The sequence below is a fragment of the Streptomyces sp. NPDC057445 genome (genome assembly GCF_042802855.1).
GTDB lineage: Bacteria > Actinomycetota > Actinomycetes > Streptomycetales > Streptomycetaceae > Streptomyces.
In genome coordinates this window covers 66,045-81,539 of sequence record NZ_JBHVDH010000020.1, presented here as the reverse complement: position 1 = coordinate 81,539, position 15,495 = coordinate 66,045, and the positions used below count along the sequence as shown (strand labels likewise).

Here is a 15,495-nt window from a genome sequence, read left to right as displayed (position 1 = left end):
TCACGGGCCCCCCCTCACCTCGGTAGCGGAGGCGGTCATGGCCCTGCGCTTGGCGAGGTGAAGGGCTCCCGCGGGGGGCCGCCTGAGGGCGGTCAACAGTTCGTGTCCGCCGGGAGTCGTCGAAGGCCGACGGAGGGCTGGGCTCGCTCAGGGCCTGCGGGGCACGACGAACGCTCGTCGCGACCTGGGCTCCGGGTCACGCGAGTCCGGCTGCTGGGCGCGCTTCCACGCCGCAACCAGCTCCGCGTACCGCGGATCGATCCACTCCATGGCCGGCCTCCCTTCCGCGCCACAGCCTACGCCTCAGCCTTTGGGCTTGGGGATGATGACGATCGGACCGGAGTCGTCCGAATGGCGGCAACTTGCCGCGACGGAGACGAGCTGGTCCCCGGGGCCGCGCCACAGGTCCCGGTCGACCTCATACCCGCATGCCTCGATGAAAGCGATGGTCCGCTCGTCCGCGGCGGGGTTGCAGCGGGACGGGTCGGGACGCTCGGGCATGTGGTGGATGAACCTGCCGAGGCGGGCGCACAGGTCGGCGTACAGGCGGGTGTGAAGGATCAGAGCGTGCCAGCCCTCGTCCACTACCCGGGACGGGGCGAGGGCTGCGCCGGGGTTCGCTGCCGCGGCGGCCACGTACCCGAGCGCGTCGGTGACGATGCGGCCGGCGAGCTCTGGCTCCATGCCAGGGTTGTTGTCGAGGACGGTGGCGCGTACATCGGCGAATTGTGCGTCGGACAGTAAGGCGCGTGCACTGGGCATGGGGAGTTCCCTCGCTCGGTGGATCGGGTGGTCGCCCCCGACGAACACAAGGTGCTCGGGCATTCAGGCACCCCCTGTGATCGGGCTGAGGCCGCGCTGCTCGCGGTACGGCGCGCACGCGTACAGGGGCACGGGCGGGCCCGATGAACGCTCCCCGTACCGGACCAGGACGGCCGTCCGAGAGGGGCCCCTGTGCCAATGGCACCAGTCCTGCACTGCCTCGGCCGTGGCCCCTGCGGGCCGGGTTCCCGTCGCCATGACCAGGACTGTAGGGACGCCAGACACGCCCCCGCGCGACGATTGCGCCGGTTTGCGAGAGCCCTTCAGACGGTTGATCCGGGTTGCTCACGCAGCTGCAGCTGTGCCCGGGCGCGGGCAATCAACCGGTGCGCCCTCGGGCCGTACGCCGCCGCCTCGTTGAGCTGGTCCCATACCCGGAGGTACAGCGCCAGGTCGTCCGGGGAGTCGAACTGCAGCTCCGTGTTGATGGTCTCGACGATGACTCGCTCCTCGTCGAAGATCCAGAAGCCGTGCTTCGGTGTCAGGGCCATCGGTGCGCCGAGCGGAACGATCCCCAGCTCCACCGTGCTCATGCCGATCAGCCCGACGAGCCGGTCCAACTGGCCGGCCATCACCTCCCGGGGCCCAACCAGGGCATGAAGGGCTCCCTCCCACATGAGGACGCGGAAGAGCTTGCCGGCCTCGTACAGCACTTCCTGCCGCCGCATGCGGGCGTGGACGGCCTCTTCGGTGTCGCGGGGCGACCGCATCAGCTCAGCATTCTGGACCAGCAGACGGCGAGCGTAGTCGGGCGTCTGGAACAGCCCGGGGATGACGGTGGCCTCGTATCCGCGGATGGTCGCGGTGCGCTGGTACTCGACGACGTAACGGTCCTGGACCGGGCGGTGGCCGGCGGCGAGCTGCCTGCGCCACGAGCGCTGCTGCGACTCCAGCCCGCGCAGACGGCTCTTGAGGTCGGCGGCCTGTGAGCGTACGCCCGCTGCGGACGCCCATGCGTCGAGGTCATCCGTGGTCGCGGTCTGCTTACCGTTCTCCAGTCGCGAGACTTTGGAGCGCTGCCACCCAAGCCGTTCGGCGAAGTCCTTGCCGTTCAGGCCCGCCTCGGCACGCAGCTCGCGAAGGCGCGCGCCGAGGGCGACTCTTGCGTTCTGGAAGTCCGTGCTCACACGGACGAACGTACCTGCGCCCAGACCTCAGCAGTAGGCACTGCGTGGCGCCATGCAGAGTCGCGCGACTTGCACGCGGCGAGCACCTGCGCGGCGTCGTCGATGACCTCGACGCCGATGGTGGTGTCGGTGTCGTCGATGTGCATGCGGACCAAAGTGCGGGAGTCGAAGAGCCACAGATCGAAGTCGGGCAGCTCGAGCCGCTCGGCCTCGGCGCGGGTCAGGACTCGGATGTCCTCCCCTGCCTCGACGTTCCCCGCAGCGGTCGCCATGAGAAACCGCTGCCCGTCCGTGGGCGGCTCGTCGATGATGCGGACGCGGGTGAACCGGGCGCCCTGCGCTGCCCGTTCACGCACGTTCACGTTCCACGGGTGGTCCGGTTCTGGCTGCGGGTCGATGCCTCGCATGAAGGCCTGGAAGCGGGCGCCTTGGCGGTCGGAGGCGTAGCCACGACGGGTCTCCAGCCGCCAGGCGGTGTGCTCGAAGTCGGCGAACAGGTGGGTGATCTCGTCGAACGCGATCAGCGGTGGCACCTTCACTCCTTGGGGGCGAAGCGGGTCAGCAGCTCACGAGGGATCACGACGAAGGTCTCGCCGGCGCCCACGTCGCGCAGTTGGGCGAGGTGCTCGGGGTCGGTGAGCCGATCGCCCTGAACGACGATGTCTCCGGTCTCCTCGACCTCGTACAGGGTGGGGCAGTTGCCGTGCTCGGACGTGGTACCGATGAACCTGAGCGTCATGGGGTGCTCCGTTCTGGCTGGTTGGGGCACCAGCATGTCGCCGGCGGACGAAGCGTGGCTGCTGGTTGCGCGAGATTGCCCAGGCGACGGCCTCAACCGTCCGTTGCGCGCAACTGGGCGGGGTACCGCTCTGCTTCTCCGCACATGCGTAGTGGCCGCCAAACATGGCCCCTAGCGTCGGTGTACGAACACTCGCATTCCCATCCGGCAGTTGCAGCAGCACGCCGACGAACTCATCGACCGGGGCCGGGCGCGCCGTCGAAGCTGTCCGAGGTTCTGCAGCAGATGCGCGAGGAAGAGGACCGTTGATCCACCTCAGGCTCAGGTCAGCCGCTCGCCGCGGCGCCAGACCTCGCTGACCAGAGGAACGCCCGGCCGGTACGCCAGGTGGACATGGGACGGGGCATCGAGCAGCGCGAGGTCGGCGCGGGCGCCCGGGGTGAGGCGGCCGATGTCGGTGCGGCGCAGGGCCGTGGCGCCGCCCGCCGTCGCGGACCAGAGGGCCTCGTCCGGGGTCATCCCCATGTCGCGCACGGCCAGCGCGATGCAGAACGGCACGGAGGACGTGAAGGACGAGCCCGGGTTGCAGTCGGTGGACAGCGCCACGGTCACGCCCGCGTCGATGAGCAGGCGGGCGTTCGGCCACTGCGCGCGGGTGGAGAACTCCGCGCCGGGGAGCAGGGTCGCGACGGTGTCGCTGTTCGCGAGCGCGTCGACGTCCTCGTCCGTGAGGTGGGTGCAGTGGTCGGCACTGGCCGCGCCGAGCTCGACCGCGAGCTGGACGCCGGGGCCGTAGGTGAGCTGGTTGGCATGCACACGCGGGGTGAGGCCCTTCGCCATGCCCGCGGTGAGGACCGCGCGGGCCTGGTCCCCGTCGAAGGCGCCCTTCTCGCAGAACACGTCCACCCAGCGGGCGTGCGGCGCGCAGGCGTCGAGCATCTCGCCCGTGACGAGGGCGACGTAGGCGGCGGGGTCGTCCGCGTAGTCCGGCGACACGACGTGGGCGCCGAGGTAGGTGACCTCCTCGGTGTGCCGCGCCGCGATCCGCAGCGCCCGCTCCTCGTCGTGGGTGGTCAGCCCGTATCCGGACTTGGTCTCGAAGGTCGTGGTCCCCTGGCGCAGGGCCTCGTCCAGGTACCGGGTGAGGTTCGCCTCCAGCTCCGCGTCGCTCGCGGCCCGGGTGGCGGCGACCGTGGTCCTGATGCCGCCCGCGGAGTAGGCCCGGCCGGACATGCGGGCGTTGAACTCCTGGGTGCGGTCACCGGCGAAGACGAGATGCGAGTGGGAGTCGACGAACCCGGGGATGACGGCACGGCCGTCGGCGTCGTACGCCTCGTCGGCGGAGGGGGCGTCGGCGGCACGGCCGGCCCAGGCGACGGTGTCGCCGTCGAGGACGAGGGCGGCGTTCTCGATCAGCCCGAGGGGCCCGTTGCCGAGCGCGGGGTCATTGGTGACGAGGGCGCCGATGTTGGTGATGACGGTGCTGGTCATGGTTCCTCTCCCGTGGGGTTCCGTCCCCCTACGGCCAGGGGCAGACCTTGACGCTCTCATGCTGTCACAGGGGGGTGCCGCCACTGCTCGCCCGCCCCCGCCGGGCGCCGGCTCAACGGTGGCGACGCCATCGCCCCGCTCCCCGCAGCGGGCCGACCGCCGGAGCCCGGGGGCGCCGCGACCGCCGCGGCCGAATGGCCCATCGACCGGCCTGCAACAGGCGCCCGCCGGTGGCGGCGCCTAGCGTCGCCGGAGGCCGCGTCCCGATCTCTCGGGGCCGCGCCGTCGTCTATAGGGTCGGGCGCATGCGGGGGACTCGATCAGCAGGACGACTGCGCCAGGCCCTGCGGTGGTCGCGCCGGATCATCGCCGGTGTCGTCAGCATCTGCGCGTTGGTGGGCGTGGTGCGGTTGGTGGTGCCCGCCACCGCGGGTACGGACGGCGAACCGGCAGGCGTCCAGCGACAGTTGTCGTTCCTGCGCGCGGCCTTGGACGACGGTGCCGGTGACGAGGCTCAGCAGCTGTTCCCCGAGGGGTACTTCTTCCTGCACGCGCTGTACGGCCTGACCTGGGTCGAGCTCGGGATGCGCGAACCGGCCGGCGAACGGTCGGAGGCGCTGCGCGAGGCGCGGTGGGCGCTTGAGCGGCTCGACTCACCCTCGGGTCGCGCCCCGTTCAGCGCGGACCTCGTCCCGTCGTACGGCGTCTTCTACCGCGGCTGGTCCAACTGGCTGCGCGGCGGGGTGCTGAGCCTGCAACCGGCCGCCCACCGCGACCCGGCCGAGCTGCGCCGGTTCGCCGACGATTCCGCGGCACTCGGCGCGGCCTTCGACGCCTCGAGGACGCCGTACCTGGCGGCGTACCCGGGCCAGGCGTGGCCGGTCGACTCCACGGTGGCGATGGCATCGCTGCGACTCCACGACACGCTGCTCCCGCCCCGTTTCGCCGGGACGGCCGACCGCTGGCTGCGGGGCGTACGCGAGCGGCTCGATCCGCGTACCGGCCTGCTCCCGCACCGCGTCGACCTCGACACCGGCGCCCCGGCCGAAGTGGCCAGGGCCACCTCACAGAGCATGATCCAGCGCTTCCTGGTCGACATCGACCCGGACTTCGCCGCTGAGCAGTACCTGCGCTTCCGCGACCGGTACGTCGTCACGACGCTCGGCCTCGGACCCACCGTGCGGGAGTACCCGGAAGGCACCGACGGTCCGGCCGACGTCGACTCCGGCCCGCTCCCGCTCGGCGTCAGCCTGTCGGCGTCCGTGGTCACCGCGGGTGCGGCCCAGGTCCACGGGGACGCAGCGCTCGCCGAGGGACTGACGAACTACAGCGAACTGCTGGGGCTGCCGGTCGACACTCCGTGGACCAAGCGGTACGCCTTCGGGCTGATACCGATCGGCGACGCCTTCCTTGCGTGGTCGAAGACCGCACGGCCCTGGGTGGCGGATGCTCCTTCACCGCCTCCGGCAAGCCTCTCGTGGTGGTGGCGGCTGCCGCTGATCTCGGTGCTGGTCGTTCTGGGCGTCGCGCCGTGGGTGCCGGCGCTGGTGCGTCGCCGGTGGTGGCGGGCCTGAATCGGGCACCGGCCCGAATCCGGCACCGGGCCTGCATCGGGCACCGGTCCGAATCCCGCACCGGGCCTGAATCCGGTGTCCGGCTCCGCCTCGCCGGAGGCCCGGCCGCCGAAGCCCGGAGACCCGTATGCCGGAGGCCCCGGCCGCCGGAGGCGCAGGCGCCAAAAGACCCAAGAACCAGGGGAAGAGAAACCAACCCCACCTCGCCGTACTGGCCGCGACCTCCCCGGGTCACTCACGCGAGTGATCCTGACCCGGAGCGCTGGATTCCGGCGAGATGTTCAGGGCAGGGTCGGCACCGACCAACTCGCGCATATGCCACGGCACATGCAACGGCCCCCGGCCGGGACTGGCATCCCGAACGAGGGCCTCACCACCAAGGAAGAAGGACCTTCCCGATGGCTGTCACGCAGCTTAACGCGCCCCGGCACGCCGGGTACCCGATTCGCCGAGCGCCTCGCGGTGTCGTCAAGGTGACCGAGGCCCACGAGTCCCGCTACACGATCACGGGCAACCACCTCGCCCAGCACCGCGAGTTGTCGTGCACCGCGATCGGGCTCGCCGTCCACATCCAGTCCCTGCGGGACGGATCGCCGGTGGACATCCGCACGCTGGCCCAGAAGCTCCCTGAGGGCCGCGACCGCATCGCCGCGGCACTGCGCGAGCTGGAGAAGCACGGCTACATCGAGCGCGTACGGCAGCGGCTCGACGACGGCACCTGGACGACGTTCACGTACGCGTACAACAACCCGGCCGCCACCGCCGCCCGCCGCGCCCGTGAGGCGGCAGGCGGGACCAGCCTCGTAAGCAGCCCGGAACCGGCCCCGAAGATGCCTGCCACACCGCTCCCACCAGCTCGAACAGAAGCGTCGGTACCGGTACCAGTGCCGCCCGCGCCCGCGGCGCCGCCACGGCCGCCGCTCCCCTCCCCCACGGCATACGCCCCCGCGCTCCACCGCACGGCCGCCGACCTGCTCACCGGCCTGCGCGAGCAGGAACCGCGCCTGACCCTCGCCGAACGGGACGTCCAGCGGCTCACCCCCGCCGTCGCGGCCTGGCTGGAACGAGGCACGCACCCCGACGCCGTACGCCGCGCCTTGACCACCGGCCTGCCACCCGAGCCCCTGCACCACCCGGCCGGCTTCCTGGCCCACCGCGTCACGGCGCTCCTGCCCCCGCCGCTGCCGACAAGCCCGGCACCACCACGCCCCGACCTGCTCCAGAACTGCGACGTCTGCGACCGCGCCTTCCGTGCGCCGCAGCCCGGCCGGTGCCGCGTCTGCCGTACCACCCGGAAGGAGGCCACCTAGCATGAAGGTGATGACTCGGGCCCCAGGGCACAGACGAGGAGCGAGCACGATGGCCGTCGCCCCGGACGAAGCACAACGGGACACCTTCCGGTACCGGGCGATGCGCGACGGCCTCCAGTCCCTGGACGACACGGTTCCTGGCAAGTTCGAGATCACCAAAGAAGGCATTGTCCACGACATGATGGCGCCCGTCGGTCCCCACGAGCTGACCGCGGCCCGGGTCAGCCGCCGCCTCGAGAAGGTGATGCCGGACGAGATCCTCGCCCACACCGGCACGCCCGACGTGGAGGACGAGCCCGAGGGCATCATGCGCCACCCCGACATCATGGTGATCGCCGAGGCCGACATGGAGGTCCAGGGATCCTTCGATCCGCGCACCCTCGTCGCCGCCGTCGAGATCGTGTCCCGCACCAGCCCGGACAACGACTGGGTGGGCAAGATGCGGGACTATCCGCTGCTCGGGATCCCCGTGTACGTCATCTTCGACCCGCGCACCGGTTCCGGGGCCGTCCTGTCCGACATCCACCGGACCCCGGACGGACCGCGTTACGCAACCCGCAAGGACTTCGTCTACGGCGAGGACGTCACCATCGCCGACTGGACCATCTCCACCGACAACCTGCCTCGCTACGCCTGAGCCCACCGGCAAGGCCGAGCAGCGTGCACGGCCCGGGACGCCCGCCCGTGACGCCCGCCCGGGCCCACGGCCGCCGGGGAGTGCGGCCGAGGCCGCCTCTCAGGGAACCGCGCCAGGGAACCACGTCAGGGCACCGCGCCAGGGGACCACGTCACGGCACCGGCAGCGGCGCCCCGTATCGGACCTGAACCCCTGCCTGCACCGCGCGCTCGACGATCGTCGGCGTGGCGCGTTCGGCGAGGGCGGCGATGGTGAGGGACGGGTTCACGGTCAGGGAGGTGGGGACCGCGGAGCCGTCGGTGACGAACAGGCCCGGGTGGCCGCGCAGTTCGTTGGTGTCGGTGAGCGCGCTGATGTCGGGGCTGTCGCCCATGCGGACCGAGCTGATCGGGTGGGCGGTCACGGAACCGGCGACGTCCTCGCTCCAGGGGCGGACCCGGGCCAGGCCGTCCTTCTCGAGGATGCCGCGCAGTGCCGTCTCCGCCTTCTGCCAGCCGCCGCGGGTACGGGTGTTGGGGCGGTAGGTCATGGTGCCGAGGCCGAGGCCGGGTGCGAGGCGGGTGAAGCTGCCGGTGAGCGGCACCGCGCCGAAGATGCCCTCGTTGTCGTCCTCGGTCATCGCGAGCAGGGTGAGCCAGGACTTCCAGCGGGCGCGCAGGTCACGGCCGGGGATGCCGAACCAGTGCGGCGGGTCGGCGGCCTGGGCGAGCACATTGGTCAGGGTCGGGAAGTAGATCTGCTGGAGCATGAACCGGCTGTACTCGGGTGCCTTCGCGTCCAGGTGGTCGAACGTCGCCGCCGTGATCGGGCGGCCGATCGGCAGCCCCTCGTAGGCGACGCCGTCCGGCCGGGACAGGCCCAGCAGCGTGCGCACCTTGTTCTCGTCCACGTCGGCGACGCTGACACGGTCGCCGTTGCCGGAGAAGTACCGTCCCACCGCGCCCGGGACGCCGCCCAGCAGCACTGCGGAGCGCTGGAGGACGACAGGAGTGCCGACGGCTCCGGCGGCGACGACCACCACCTTGGCGTGGATGGTGCCGGTCTCCAGGGTGCAGCTGTAGTCGTCGGGGTCGAGGACCGTGTAGGAGACGGCATAGCGGTGGCCGGGAACCGGGGACGGGGCGACGGTCTGGACCTCGTGCAGCGGCAGGACGGTCGCCCCGTGGGCCTCGGCCGCGGGCAGGTAGTTGAGCAGCATCGAGCGTTTGGCGTCGAAGCGGCATCCGGACAGCATCCAGTTGCAGTTCGTGCACCGCGCCGTGTCGACGGCCACGGGGACGGGGTTGCAGCTGTGGCCGGCGCGTCGGCAGGCGGCGGCGAGCACGCCGCCCGCGTAGGAGACGTCCTGCCAGCCGGTGCGGGTGACCGGGAGCGCCTCTTCGACGCGGTCGTACCAGGGGTCGAGCGCGGCGCGCGTCAGGGAGGCCGGCCAGATGCGCCTGCCCAGGCTGCCGCGGCGTTCGAAGACGAAGGACGGGGCTCGCAGGGAGGCGGCGAAGTACACGACGCTGCCGCCGCCGACGCAGTTGCCCGCGACGACGGCGATGCCGTCGCCGCGGATGACGTCGACGATCCGGTTGTACGTGCCGAGTTGCATCGAATGGGCGAAGTCGGCAGCGGCCAGGCGTGGTCCGCGCTCCAGAACGGTGACGCGGGCGCCGCCCGCGGCGAGGTGGTACGCGGGGATCGCTCCGCCGAAGCCGCTGCCGATGACGAGGACATCGGTGGTGTTGATGCTCATGCGGGGCTCCCCGATGGGGTGGTGGCGGGGTGCAGGGCGGCGAGGGCCCTGCCGTAGGAGTGGTCGGGGAAGCGCCACAGGCCGTCGGGTCCCGGCGGTGGGAAGCCCAGCCAGGCCAGTCCCGGATGTCCGGCCGTCACTGCCTGGCGGGTGTCGAGGTGGGCCGCGGTGTCGAAGGCGAGGCCGGTCAGCAGGCTGAGCATCTGCCAGATGACACGGTCCGGGTCCTCGGGTCCGAAGAGTCCCCGGACGAGGGTGGTGCGGTGGCGGAAGGACAGGCCGACGAATGCGGGGGAGGTGATCGGCAGCAGGATCAGACGGCCGGCCGCGTAGACGACGGCCCGGGTGTTGAGCAGGGCGGCGATCTCGGGGAGCAGGGGAGCCAGGGGCAGTTCGGGCGAGGTGAGCGCCTTGATCACGCCCGCCTGTACGGCTCCCGGACCGCTGACGGCTCCGGCGACGGGGAGGTCCCCGGCGAAGCGGCGTTCGCCGGGGATCAGGGTGTCGGCGAAGGCCTCCATCGTCTGCACCGTCCACCCCGCCACGGTCTCGGCCGCCGCCGAGGGGGCGGCCGCTAGCTGACCGGCGGCCAGAGCGGTGGCTGTGGCGGCAAGAGCTTTGAGGACCGCCCTCCGGTCGAGCGAGGACACGGTGCTCACCCGGCCAGGGAACAGCGCAGGTCGAAGGGGAGGGACACGGTCAGTCCGGTCTCGCCCGCGTCCTGGCCGTAGTCGTCCAGCACATCCGCCAGTTCGGGGAACGTGGTGCGCAGCGCGGCGACGGCGTCGCCGATGCCGGCGCTCCTGCCGTGGATGCGGAAGTTCGTCAGGTGCGCGCCGGCCCGCTGCCGCGTCTTGTCCCACCAGTACTGGCCGTCCCAGGTCACCCAGGGCGTCGAGCCGGTGGTGGTCTGCACGCTCCAGTGGTCCTTCTGGTAGTAGCGGCAGGTGACCATCGCGAGGGCGAAGCGGGACGGCTCTGCGACGAGGAAGCGCAGCGCGCCGCCGTTGTCGAAGGTGATGTCCCGCTTGTTGTACTCCACGCACAGCGGATCGCGGAACATCAGCCACCACGGCGGGATCTCGCCCTCGCCGAAGCGGTGCCAGGGGCAGCCGGCGGCGAAGCCGGGCTCGGTGAACGGGCCGACGCGGGAGGTGACGGGGGCGGCGCTGCCGGCGGCTGCCCCTGACCCCGTGCGCTCGTTCACGGAGCGCTCGTTCACGGAGCGCTCGTTCACGGATGCGGCGGCGGTGCCGGGAACGAGGACCGCCGCACACACCCCCAGGGTGATTGCCAGGTGCATGACAGATCTACGAACGCGATGCGATCCGGACAAGACGATTCCTGCCTTCCTCGACGAGCGGCCGGCCGAACTGCGAGGGGGAGCACGGCCGCTCCGGGTGCGGGTGGCGGTTTCCGGGCGGAGCACAGGTGCGGGGACAGCAGCCGCGTACGCGCGTGGGCATGACGGCCTGCTGATGCCGGGTCAGGGAGCGGCCCGGCACACCCACAGGGTGGGGCATGATTACCGGCCAGTAAAGGGTTGGGTCAGTGACTCATCCACTGAGCCTCCGCGCCGCGGCGCACGTGGCCGCCGAAACGGGCAGGGACCCGGCCGGAACAGCACGAACCGGCCAGGTCCCTCCGAGGGCGGGCGTTCGGGGCCGTCAGCCCCGCAGCGCGCCGATCGCCTCCGCCAGCGCCGACGGCACATCGGGCACCAGGGTGTGGACCCCGTCCCGGACCACGTGCCGACCCGCCACGACGGTGTGCCGCACGTCCGCGGCCGTGGCCGCGAAGACCGCCGTCTCGGCGCCGAGTCGTGGCAGCGGACCCGCCGTGCGCACCGAGTCGAGGGCGACGGTCGTGAAGTCGGCGAGGGCGTCCGCCTCCAGGCTGCCGGCGGCGTCCCAGCCGAGGGCCGCGTGGCCGTCCGCCGTGGCGGCCCGCAGCAGTGCCGCCGCCGTCCAGTGACCGCGGGTGCGCGAGCGCAGGCGCTCGTTCAGTTCCATCGCCCGTGCCTCTTCGAGCACATCGATGACCGCATGACTGTCGCTGCCCAGCGACAGCGGGGAGCCGGCCCGGCCGAGGGCGACCGCGGGACCGATGCCGTCGGCCAGGTCCCGTTCGGTCGTCGGGCACATACAGGTGCCCGTCCCGCTCGAGCCGAGCAGCCTGATGTCCTCGTCCGTCAGATGGGTGTTGTGGACCCCCGTCGTGCGCGGGCCGAGCACACCGTGGTCGGCGAGCAGCCGGGTCGGGGTGCAGCCGTGCGCGGCGAGGCAGGCGTCGTTCTCCGCCGTCTGTTCCGACAGATGGACATGGAGGGGGGCGCTGCGGGAGGAGGCCCAGGAGGCGACCGTCGACAACTGCCCGGCGGGAACGGCCCGTACGGAGTGGATCGCCGCGCCGATGCGCACCGTCTCGCCGTCCTTGAGCTGCGACACCCGCTCGGCCCAGGCGTCGGCCGTGCCGTCGGAGAAGCGCAGCTGGTGCTGGTTCGGGGCCTGCCCGAAGCCGGACGACAGATACGCGGTGTCGAGCAGGGTGATCCGGATGCCCGCGTCGGCCGCCGCGGCGATCAGCGCCTCGCCCATGGCGTTCGGATCGGCGTAGGGCGTGCCGCCGGGGGCGTGGTGGACATAGTGGAACTCGCCCACCGCCGTGACCCCGGCCAGTGCCATCTCCGCGTACACCGCCCGTGCCAGGGCGTGGTACGACTCCGGCGTCAGCCGCGACGCGACCTGGTACATGAACTCGCGCCACGTCCAGAAGGTCCCCGAGCCCACCTGCACGAGCCCTCGCAGGGCGCGGTGGAAGGCGTGCGAGTGGGCGTTCGCGAGTCCCGGGATCGTGAGGCCGCGCAGCACGACGGCACCCGGCTCCGGCGTCTCCGCCCCGGTCCGTACGGCGGTGATCCTGCCGTCGGCCACCTCCAGCGCCACGCCCGGCTCGACGTTCGTGTCGAGCCAGGCGTACTCCAGCCAGTAGGTCATCTGCACGCGAGGCCCTCCAGTACGTCGGCGAGTGCGAGGACCCCGGCGACACAGTCGTCCTCGGCCGCGTACTCGGCCGGGGAGTGCGAGACGCCCGTCGGGTTCCGTACGAACAGCATGGCGGTCGGAACGGTGGCGGACAGGATTCCCGCGTCGTGTCCCGCCCCCGTGCCGAGCAGCGGCGCCCGCCCGCCGAGCAGGGTGCCGATCTCGTCGCGCAGGGCATGACCGAACTCGACGACCGGCGTGAACGACTCCCGTACCACCGCGAGGTCCACACCGTCGCGCTGGGCGCGGTCCTTCGCGGCCTGCTCGACGGCCGCGACGACCGCGTCGAGGGTGGCCTGGTCGGCGGCGCGCGAGTCGAGCCAGCCGCGGACCAGGGAGGGGATGGCGTTGACGCCGTTCGGCTCGACGGAGATCTTGCCGAAGGTGGCGACCGCGCCCGCGAGCTCGGCCTCTCGGCGGGCGGCGAGGACGGTCTCCGCGTACGTCAGCATCGGGTCGCGGCGGTCGGCGAGCCGGGTGGTGCCGGCGTGGTTGGCCTCGCCCCGGAAGTCGAACCGCCAGCGGCCGTGCGGCCAGATGGCGGACGCGACACCGACGGTGTCACCGGACAGGTCGAGGGCGCGGCCCTGCTCGACGTGCAGCTCGACGAACGCGCCCACGCGGGCGAGGCGCTCGGGGTCCGGGCCGATCGCCTCCGGGTCGTATCCGGCCGCCTCCATGGCCCGCGGCAGCGTGATGCCGTCGGCGTCGCGGAGTTCGTACGCCTGCGCCTTCGTCAGCTGCCCGGCGGCGAGCCGGGAGCCGACGCAGGCGAGACCGAAGCGGGCGCCCTCCTCGTCACCGAAGTTGGTGATGGCGAGGGGCCTGTTGAACTCCGCTCCCCTGCGGCGCAGTTCATCGAGGGCGGCGAAGGCGGAGACGACGCCGAGGGGGCCGTCGAAGGCGCCGCCGTCGGGGACGGAGTCGAGGTGCGAGCCCGTGACGACGGCGTCCCCTGCGGACACGTCCTCGTAGGTCGCGGCACCGAGCCAGGCCCACTGGTTGCCGTTGCGGTCGGTCTCGTAGGAGAGCCCGCGCGCCTCGGCCTGCTCCTGGAACCAGGTCCGGCAGTCGGCGTCGGCGCCGGTCCACGCGAAGCGGCGGTAGCCACCGCTGTCCGGGTTCCGCCCGATGGGCGCGAGCCCGGCCCACATCTCGTGGAAGGAACCGGTCGCGGGCCGGCCGCCTTCGCCCGGATCGCCGGTCGCTGGCCGCCCGCCCGCGACCGGATCGCCGGAGGCGGTCACGACTCCTCCCGCATCGGGACGCGGACGCCCTTCTCCTCGGCCACCGACTCGGCGATGTCGTAACCGGCGTCGACGTGCCGGATGACGCCCATGCCCGGGTCGTTGGTCAGCACCCGCCGGATCTTCTCGCCCGCGAGCTTCGTGCCGTCCGCGACCGTCACCTGGCCCGCGTGGATCGAGCGGCCCATTCCCACACCTCCGCCGTGGTGGATCGACACCCACGACGCGCCGGACGCCACGTTCACCATCGCGTTCAGCAGCGGCCAGTCGGCGATGGCGTCAGAGCCGTCGAGCATCGCCTCGGTCTCGCGGTACGGGGACGCCACGGACCCGCAGTCCAGGTGGTCACGGCCGATGGCGAGCGGGGCCGCCAGCTCACCGGAGGCCACCATGTCGTTGAAGCGCTCGCCCGCGCGGTCGCGTTCGCCGTAGCCCAGCCAGCAGATGCGCGCCGGCAGGCCCTGGAAGTGGACGCGCTCGCCGGCCATCTTGATCCAGCGGGCCAGGGACTCGTTCTCGGGGAAGAGCTCCAGCATCGCGCGGTCGGTCTTCGCGATGTCGGAGGCCTCACCGGAGAGCGCCGCCCAGCGGAAGGGCCCCTTGCCCTCGCAGAACAGCGGCCGGATGTACGCAGGCACGAAGCCGGGGAACGCGAAGGCCCGGTCGTACCCCGCGAGCTGTGCCTCGCCGCGGATCGAGTTGCCGTAGTCGAAGACCTCGGCGCCCGCGTCCATGAAGCCGACCATGGCCTCGACGTGCTTCGCCATCGACTCCCGCGCCCGTACGGTGAAGTCCGCCGGCTTCTCGGCCGCGTACGACGCCATGTCGTCGAAGTCGACACCGGTCGGCAGGTACGAGAGGGGGTCGTGCGCCGACGTCTGGTCGGTGACGATGTCGATCGGCGCGTTCATCGCGAGCAGCTGCGGCAGCAGCTCCGCCGCGTTGCCCAGGACACCGATGGAGAGCGGGCGGCGCGCGTCGCGGGCCTCGACGGCGAGCTGCAGGGCGTGGTCCAGGGAGTCGGCCCGTACGTCCAGGTAGCGGTGCTCGATACGGCGCTCGATCGCGCGCGGGTCGCAGTCGATGCAGATGGCGACGCCGTCGTTCATCGTCACGGCCAGCGGCTGGGCGCCGCCCATTCCGCCGAGACCGGCGGTGAGGGTGATCGTCCCGGCCAGGGTGCCGTTGACCCCTTTACCCATCGAATGCAGCTTGGCCGCCACCGCCGCGAAGGTCTCGTAGGTGCCCTGCAGGATGCCCTGGGTGCCGATGTAGATCCAGGAGCCGGCCGTCATCTGGCCGTACATGGTCAGTCCGAGGGCCTCGAGCCGCCGGAACTCCTCCCAGTTCGCCCAGTCGCCGACCAGGTTGGAGTTGGCGATGAGCACACGCGGCGCCCACTCGTGCGTCTGCATGACGCCCACCGGGCGGCCCGACTGGACGAGCATCGTCTCGTCCTGCTTCAGGGTCTTCAGGGTGCGCACCATGGCGTCGAACGAGCGCCAGTCACGGGCCGCCTTGCCCGTGCCGCCGTAGACGACGAGCTTGTCGGGGTGCTCGGCGACCTCCGGGTCGAGGTTGTTCTGGAGCATGCGCAGCGCGGCTTCCTGCTGCCATCCAAGGGCGTTCAGTTCCGTGCCACGCGGTGCCCGTACGGGGCGGGGTCCAGACATGCCGATGCCTCCTCGCGACGTTGACTCTTCTATTCATATCCTTGCGTGCTGAATAATTTCAGTCAACCACTGCGTCGGGCGACCGGTGAT

15 protein-coding genes are annotated in these 15,495 nt (G+C 71.8%); 3 read left to right on the top strand and 12 right to left on the bottom strand.

The genetic code is table 11. The features are described from left to right. Positions 1–147: 147 nt before the first annotated feature. The 6 genes from ACFU5O_RS29960 to hutI all read right to left on the bottom strand — a co-directional run bounded on the left by ACFU5O_RS29960 (position 148) and on the right by hutI (position 4,179). A complete protein-coding gene (locus tag ACFU5O_RS29960; RefSeq protein WP_384245256.1) occupies positions 148–270 on the bottom strand; it encodes a hypothetical protein in 123 nt (40 codons plus the stop codon). Between the two features lie 33 nt (positions 271–303). After that, the gene (locus ACFU5O_RS29955; RefSeq protein WP_384245255.1) at positions 304–762 is read right to left on the bottom strand and encodes a hypothetical protein; all 459 of its coding nucleotides are present in this window, start codon (positions 760–762) and stop codon (positions 304–306) included. A 323-nt stretch (positions 763–1,085) separates the two neighbouring features. Beyond that, entirely contained in the window at positions 1,086–1,949 is an 864-nt protein-coding gene (locus tag ACFU5O_RS29950; protein WP_384245253.1) for a helix-turn-helix domain-containing protein, read from the bottom strand. Next, entirely contained in the window at positions 1,946–2,482 is a 537-nt protein-coding gene (locus ACFU5O_RS29945) for a DUF6879 family protein (RefSeq protein WP_384245252.1), read from the bottom strand. The genes ACFU5O_RS29950 and ACFU5O_RS29945 overlap by 4 nt, the downstream gene beginning before the upstream one ends. Positions 2,483–2,484: 2 nt before the next feature. Beyond that, complete coding sequence (locus ACFU5O_RS29940; protein ID WP_384245251.1) at positions 2,485–2,688, bottom strand: hypothetical protein; 204 nt, start codon at positions 2,686–2,688, stop codon at positions 2,485–2,487. A 321-nt stretch (positions 2,689–3,009) separates the two neighbouring features. After that, entirely contained in the window at positions 3,010–4,179 is a 1,170-nt protein-coding gene (gene hutI / locus ACFU5O_RS29935; RefSeq protein WP_384245249.1) for an imidazolonepropionase, read from the bottom strand. Between the two features lie 305 nt (positions 4,180–4,484). On the opposite strand from hutI, the gene ACFU5O_RS29930 reads away from it, so the two are divergent. From ACFU5O_RS29930 to ACFU5O_RS29920, 3 genes are all read left to right on the top strand, one after another. Continuing rightward, a complete protein-coding gene (locus ACFU5O_RS29930) occupies positions 4,485–5,753 on the top strand; it encodes a hypothetical protein (protein WP_384245247.1) in 1,269 nt (422 codons plus the stop codon). Positions 5,754–6,151: 398 nt separating this feature from the next. After that, positions 6,152–7,063 (top strand): hypothetical protein, encoded by a 912-nt coding sequence (locus tag ACFU5O_RS29925; protein ID WP_384245246.1) that lies wholly within the window; start codon positions 6,152–6,154, stop codon positions 7,061–7,063. 49 nt (positions 7,064–7,112) lie between these two features. Then, positions 7,113–7,700 carry a Uma2 family endonuclease gene (locus ACFU5O_RS29920; protein WP_384245245.1) on the top strand — a complete coding sequence of 196 codons (588 nt, stop codon included), beginning with the start codon at positions 7,113–7,115 and terminating at the stop codon, positions 7,698–7,700. A gap of 151 nt (positions 7,701–7,851) precedes the next feature. On the opposite strand, the gene ACFU5O_RS29915 is transcribed toward ACFU5O_RS29920, so the two are convergent. The 6 genes from ACFU5O_RS29915 to hutU all read right to left on the bottom strand — a co-directional run bounded on the left by ACFU5O_RS29915 (position 7,852) and on the right by hutU (position 15,405). Then, positions 7,852–9,441, bottom strand: coding sequence for an FAD-dependent oxidoreductase (locus ACFU5O_RS29915; protein ID WP_384245243.1), 1,590 nt, complete (start codon positions 9,439–9,441; stop codon positions 7,852–7,854). Further along, complete coding sequence (locus ACFU5O_RS29910) at positions 9,438–10,100, bottom strand: DUF5987 family protein (RefSeq protein ID WP_384245241.1); 663 nt, start codon at positions 10,098–10,100, stop codon at positions 9,438–9,440. The genes ACFU5O_RS29915 and ACFU5O_RS29910 overlap by 4 nt, the downstream gene beginning before the upstream one ends. After that, the gene (locus tag ACFU5O_RS29905) at positions 10,097–10,744 is read right to left on the bottom strand and encodes a hypothetical protein (protein ID WP_384245240.1); all 648 of its coding nucleotides are present in this window, start codon (positions 10,742–10,744) and stop codon (positions 10,097–10,099) included. Before ACFU5O_RS29905 ends, ACFU5O_RS29910 begins: the two co-directional genes overlap by 4 nt. Positions 10,745–11,108: 364 nt before the next feature. Continuing rightward, positions 11,109–12,437: a formimidoylglutamate deiminase gene (locus tag ACFU5O_RS29900; protein WP_384245326.1), complete on the bottom strand. Its 1,329-nt coding sequence runs from the start codon at positions 12,435–12,437 to the stop codon at positions 11,109–11,111. Next, the gene (locus ACFU5O_RS29895) at positions 12,434–13,639 is read right to left on the bottom strand and encodes an allantoate amidohydrolase (RefSeq protein WP_384245324.1); all 1,206 of its coding nucleotides are present in this window, start codon (positions 13,637–13,639) and stop codon (positions 12,434–12,436) included. Before ACFU5O_RS29895 ends, ACFU5O_RS29900 begins: the two co-directional genes overlap by 4 nt. 89 nt (positions 13,640–13,728) lie before the next feature. Beyond that, the gene (hutU, locus tag ACFU5O_RS29890; protein ID WP_384245239.1) at positions 13,729–15,405 is read right to left on the bottom strand and encodes a urocanate hydratase; all 1,677 of its coding nucleotides are present in this window, start codon (positions 15,403–15,405) and stop codon (positions 13,729–13,731) included. Positions 15,406–15,495: the final 90 nt, after the last annotated feature.

Bases quoted from the DNA above. Each gene is read 5' to 3' on its own strand.
- ACFU5O_RS29960 (WP_384245256.1), bottom strand. From the start codon at position 270: ATGGAGTGGATCGATCCGCGGTACGCGGAGCTGGTTGCGGCGTGGAAG.
- ACFU5O_RS29955 (WP_384245255.1), bottom strand. From the start codon at position 762: ATGCCCAGTGCACGCGCCTTACTGTCCGACGCACAATTCGCCGATGTA.
- ACFU5O_RS29940 (WP_384245251.1), bottom strand. From the start codon at position 2,688: ATGACGCTCAGGTTCATCGGTACCACGTCCGAGCACGGCAACTGCCCC.
- hutI (WP_384245249.1), bottom strand. From the start codon at position 4,179: ATGACCAGCACCGTCATCACCAACATCGGCGCCCTCGTCACCAATGAC.
- ACFU5O_RS29930 (WP_384245247.1), top strand. From the start codon at position 4,485: ATGCGGGGGACTCGATCAGCAGGACGACTGCGCCAGGCCCTGCGGTGG.
- ACFU5O_RS29925 (WP_384245246.1), top strand. From the start codon at position 6,152: ATGGCTGTCACGCAGCTTAACGCGCCCCGGCACGCCGGGTACCCGATT.
- ACFU5O_RS29920 (WP_384245245.1), top strand. From the start codon at position 7,113: ATGGCCGTCGCCCCGGACGAAGCACAACGGGACACCTTCCGGTACCGG.
- ACFU5O_RS29915 (WP_384245243.1), bottom strand. From the start codon at position 9,441: ATGAGCATCAACACCACCGATGTCCTCGTCATCGGCAGCGGCTTCGGC.
- ACFU5O_RS29905 (WP_384245240.1), bottom strand. From the start codon at position 10,744: ATGCACCTGGCAATCACCCTGGGGGTGTGTGCGGCGGTCCTCGTTCCC.
- ACFU5O_RS29900 (WP_384245326.1), bottom strand. From the start codon at position 12,437: ATGACCTACTGGCTGGAGTACGCCTGGCTCGACACGAACGTCGAGCCG.
- ACFU5O_RS29895 (WP_384245324.1), bottom strand. From the start codon at position 13,639: ATGTGGGCCGGGCTCGCGCCCATCGGGCGGAACCCGGACAGCGGTGGC.
- hutU (WP_384245239.1), bottom strand. From the start codon at position 15,405: ATGTCTGGACCCCGCCCCGTACGGGCACCGCGTGGCACGGAACTGAAC.